Here is a 4,681-nt window from a genome sequence, read left to right on the forward strand (position 1 = left end):
GGTTGCCGCCAAGACAGAGGATCAGCAAGTGATGCTAAGCCTTCATCGTATGCGCTCGTTGCTCGTCAAGTTTCGAACAATGCAAATAAATCAGCTGCGCGGGTTGCTGTATGAATTCGGCGTTACCTTTCGCGCAGGGCGCGTTGCAGGGCTCGATGAGATCAGGGAGCGCATGGCAGAACTCGAAGACACGCTGCCACGATCAATAGTTCTGAACCTCCTCGAACAGTTGCGTCGCATCAACCTGTTTGAGGAAGACATCAATCAACTCGAGAAGAGGATTGGTGCATGGCAGAAGCAGGAAGCGGCGTGCCGTGCGATTTCCGAAGTACCGGGAATCGGCCGCCTGACTGCAACGGCCTTAGTCGCAACAATTGGAGATGCGAAGACATTCAGGTCAGGCCGCGAGTTCGCAGCGTTTCTGGGGCTCGTTCCTCGTCAGAACGGTACGGGCGGAAAGATACGGCTCGGCTCGATCTCAAGGCGCGGTGACCCATACCTGCGTACCTTATTGATACATGGGGCACGTTCTGTTCTGTGTCACACCAAAGTACCAACGGCATGGCAAAAGGCGATTCAGGCGAGACGCCCAGCAAATGTGGCGGCGGTAGCCTTGGCAAACAAAATGGCAAGAACCGCCTGGGCGATCCTTGCTCACGAGACTTCGTACGAAGCGAATCATGTAAGCCACAGAGCTGCATAGCGGAGTGTGGACGTTGAAGCGTCACGGAACTGGTAGGTTGCTAGGGTTGATTTCAATGTGATGGCAAAACAGGTCGGACCGCAGGAGTGCAAACCTGAACACAGCCTTGTGCCTGAAGCACGCGGCCGAGATGAGGACATTCCTGGCGCATTCCATCAGGGCTCGCGGCTTCGGCCTGCGTAAAGCCGGATATAAGACCGCAGCCGATACCTCGTTGCGGCATCACATCACAATCAACCTGGCAAACCGGGCGGTGTCCATATAAGGCCGTGTGAAAACGCATGCGGAATGCGGTGCTCGAAAAAATTGACCCTCCAGATCGCTCTGTGTTGGCCTGGTGGCAACTCGGGAAGGGTAAAGCGACACCCAAAAACCGAGTACTTTTGCGTTTTCACACGACCTTATATGGACACCGCCCGGTTTGCCAGATCGATCTTCGCGTGATATTCAAACGAGGTATCGGCTGCGGTCTTATATCCGGCCTGTAGTGCAAGCCGAAGCCCGCGGGCCCTGATGGAATTCGCCGGGAACATCCTCATCTCGGCCACGCACTTTAAAGCGCAAGGCTGTGTTCAGGTTTACGTTCCTGCGGTCCGACCTGTTTCGCCATCACATGTTAATCAACCTCAGCAACCTATCGGCACTTCACCTCGTCTTTCGTTGCTCGTCTGCTAAACGGTTCTCACGCTGACGTAATTCTTCTCGTAAGTACTGCCGTGGGCCAGAATGGCCCATGCGATGCGTGCCATCTTGTTGGCCAGGGCAACCGCCGCGACGTTCGCTGGTCGTCGTTCCTGAATTGCCTTCTGCCATGGAGTTGGCACCTTTGCATGACACATCACTGAGCGCGCGCCGTGGATCAACAGCGTGCGCAGATACGGATCACTGATTGCAACATGCAAGCCACGTCGCAGTTGCTCTTCGTTGGCCACGGATCCGTAGGGAACTGCAAACGCAATAAATCTGTTCTCGGATTGACGAGGATCACGACTAAATGTGGGAGAGGACCCGCGCGTACAAATCATTTCTACGTAGGATGCCTTATGCCCGGAGAGCGCAACGCAGTTTTCGAGAATCGCTGCAATCTGATCGCGATCGTAGGGCAGCTTCATTCGTAGGCGTTCCATTCCCCCGAGGAAACGATCTAAATGCAAGTCGAGACGAAAGAAACGTCCGTTCCACACGTGCACCGTGTCATACGTAGCGTCAGAGTGGAGAAAACCCCAGTCAAGGACGGAGATCTTCGCCTCGGACATTGGCAGATACTGGCCGTCCATGAAGGCGACTCCGTGCGGATAGCGTCGATGGTCATTGTGTCGGGTCGTTACGGAGGGCAGCGAAGCTTCCAGCCCCAGCCCTGAAGTGGCGTTGGTCATTGCGATCTCGGACAAGGACGTTGGCCACACCATCTATGGGTAGCGAACATCCGGTGGTGTAAGAGGGAACTGAGCAGTATTAGAGGCTCGTCGTCGTCGATCTGCCGTTGGTTGACGAGTGCCGATCTATTTACTTTGGAGCCCATACAAAACGCTGCCTGCGAAAAAAGTATAACCACGTGTGGCGCTCGAAAAATCTATAGTTGAGGCAGTTTTCGCAGGATCGTTGCATAATGCATTGCATGTACGCCGTTTATTTGCCAAGAGGTCGGAGAAGTGGCGGTAGCTGCTGGCGGATGGTCAAAATTTCGCGCTTTCGCTTATTCGATTTGATGTGTCTAGCTTTGGAGATGACGGGCGGCATTGACACCCACACCGGGTAAACTGGATTCTGGAGGCGGATCTTCGGAGCTTCTTCGACTCGGCTAGCCAGTCTTGGCTAGTCTGCTTCATGGAGCACCGGATCGGCGACCAGCGCATCATCCGCCTACAAGTGGCTCAAGGCAGGCGTACTGGGAGACGGAGAACTGCGTTGAGCAATTGTTGCTTTCGCTCGAGTTACTGCCGCCGTTCGAGACTCAGTCAACGGAAGGCAGCTCTTGCCAGTGGCGGTCATCCGATATCCGGTGATTTGAATACTCAATGCAGCCGTTGCAGTCACCCATTCGGCCTGTCAGGTGTCACCATTAGTGAAAAATGGTTCGTTGAATTTAGGGCGATTTTTCACGAAGAGTGGCATCGAGCGACCAGCACTTGCCAAGGAAAGTGAAATATCCGTGGCGCACCGCCGCAGTAAGTGAAAAACCCGGGCGATCAGCGACAGGCAAGGACCGGCCAATTTGAGACGTTCGACATAGGCGCCTACATCGTCGACAATCGGCGAACGAACACCAGATCGCGCCCTCATCGACGTTGACAACCATGAAAACTGCATCCCCTGTCGCGCTTATCACCGGCTCGACTTCCGGCATTGGTGCCGCCATCGCTCGGCGGCTCGCAAGCGATGGCTTCTCAGTCGTCTTGCATTCGCGTAGTTCGGTGGAAATAGGGCAAGCGTTGGCTCGTGAACTCGGCTCGGCAATTTACGTACAGGCCGACCTAACCGACGATGCGGACAGGGTACGGCTTATCCGCGAGGCTGTCGCCGCGTGGGGGCGACTCGACGTTCTAGTCAACAATGCGGGAATCAGCCGTGTTATCCCACATGCGGATTTGGCTGCGGCCACGCCAACTGTGTGGTCGGACCTGCACGAAGTCAATGTGGTAGCTCCGTTTCGCTTGATAGCCGAAGCGGAAACTGCATTACGCGATGCCGCTCAACGGGGCCGCCCGGGTAGCGTGATCAATATCAGCTCGCACGCGGGTGTCCGGCCAAAGGGCGCGTCAATCCCTTATGCGGCCACGAAGGCTGCACTGAACCACATGACTCGCCTGCTGGCGCTATCACTTGCGCCCGATATCCGGGTGAATGCTGTTGCCCCAGGGCTAGTGGATACACCATTGACCGCAGACTGGACGCAGGCGCAGGAGGTTTGGAAAACAAGAGCCCCAATGCGGCGGTCAGCTAGTCCCGAAGACATTGCACAGGCGGTCGCGATGCTGGTCGCTTCAGACTATCTAACTGGAGAAATTCTGCTATCGGATGGTGGGTTGAATCTCACGTAACAAATCGATGTCCTCGGTTCGAGTTTCCGAACTCGGGCCAGTATCGGACACTCGACACCGCCGGGTACATTGCCCACAATCCGAAAGATTCATTCACCGCCTAGTTCGCCGGCAGATGGACCCACCTTGCGGAGAATACGTAATGCCAATCCACCTGACGGACCGGTTGCGGGAAAACCTCTCTTGGCTTGCTTCGAATTGGGAAGCAAAGCAGCTTCAACATATTTCCGATTTCAACGAGGAGTTCCACGCGGCTCTGCTTGCAGTGCTTGATGGAAATACAAGCCGCGCGGCGATTGAACTGGTCATCGAAGGAACCCGTGGGACAGTGGCCGACGGTTACGCTCACCTGCTTGCGGTTGACCCGGAACGCGTAGCGAAAGACCCATTTATCGCGTTGCGCATTCTTGGTGACATCTCGACAGAACTTGCGCAGATCGAGAACTCCTATTGACGAACGAGCCATCCCCCGTACCAAAGTCGGCTTCGACCGACCGCTTCCGGCGGTTCGGACTGACCGCTCCGGGTCGGGGCCGGAAGCTCGGGCCGAGGACGCGCAGCGCTCGAACTTCGATCTTCGGCAACCGGCCATCAGCGGTCAGTCGGCCTTGATATGAAAATCGTCGATAATGTTCCTTAGCAAAGACAACGCAACTCAGGAAAAATTTCACGACATGAATTCCGCCGATGTTATGCACATTTTCGAGGCGCTTATCGCTCTAGCCCTGATCGGCCTGGTAGCCTACGGCCTTATGCAGAGCAAAATCGCCGCCAAACTGCAGAGAGACTATCCGGGAGAAAGCGCGCGCCTCGGGGATGACGGTAAATTCAACTACGCGCCGATTATCTGGCTGGTGAGCGGTGACTATAAATCACTGAACGACCCACAAATTGATAACTGGGCCGGCGTAGCAAGGGCGGCACTGCTTGTCGGTGC

At 55.5% G+C, this 4,681-nt stretch carries 4 protein-coding genes and 2 pseudogenes; 4 read left to right on the plus strand and 2 right to left on the minus strand.

Annotated elements, in window-relative coordinates:
- Positions 1 to 703, plus strand: a 703-nt coding sequence (locus F759_RS39815; RefSeq protein ID WP_036026208.1) for an IS110 family RNA-guided transposase, incomplete at its 5' end; no start/stop codon positions are given.
- 671 nt (positions 704 to 1,374) lie between these two features.
- On the opposite strand, the pseudogene F759_RS44740 reads toward F759_RS39815, so the two are convergent.
- Together F759_RS44740 and F759_RS44745 are read right to left on the minus strand one after the other, a co-directional pair.
- Positions 1,375 to 1,587: pseudogene (locus F759_RS44740) on the minus strand (IS110 family transposase); the annotation flags it as partial.
- Positions 1,588 to 1,596: 9 nt separating this feature from the next.
- Positions 1,597 to 2,112, minus strand: a pseudogene (locus F759_RS44745) (aminotransferase class IV); the annotation flags it as partial.
- 888 nt (positions 2,113 to 3,000) lie between these two features.
- Between F759_RS44745 and F759_RS0135135 the strand changes: the two are divergent.
- The 3 genes from F759_RS0135135 to F759_RS0135145 form a co-directional block, all read left to right on the plus strand.
- Entirely contained in the window at positions 3,001 to 3,744 is a 744-nt protein-coding gene (locus F759_RS0135135) for an SDR family NAD(P)-dependent oxidoreductase (protein WP_027803877.1), read from the plus strand.
- 142 nt (positions 3,745 to 3,886) lie between these two features.
- Entirely contained in the window at positions 3,887 to 4,198 is a 312-nt protein-coding gene (locus F759_RS0135140; RefSeq protein WP_027803878.1) for a hypothetical protein, read from the plus strand.
- A 220-nt stretch (positions 4,199 to 4,418) separates the two neighbouring features.
- Positions 4,419 to 4,681: hypothetical protein (locus F759_RS0135145; RefSeq protein WP_152530804.1), on the plus strand; the 263-nt coding region annotated here is incomplete at its 3' end.

Source organism: Paraburkholderia dilworthii (assembly GCF_000472525.1).
GTDB classification, from domain to species: domain Bacteria; phylum Pseudomonadota; class Gammaproteobacteria; order Burkholderiales; family Burkholderiaceae; genus Paraburkholderia; species Paraburkholderia dilworthii.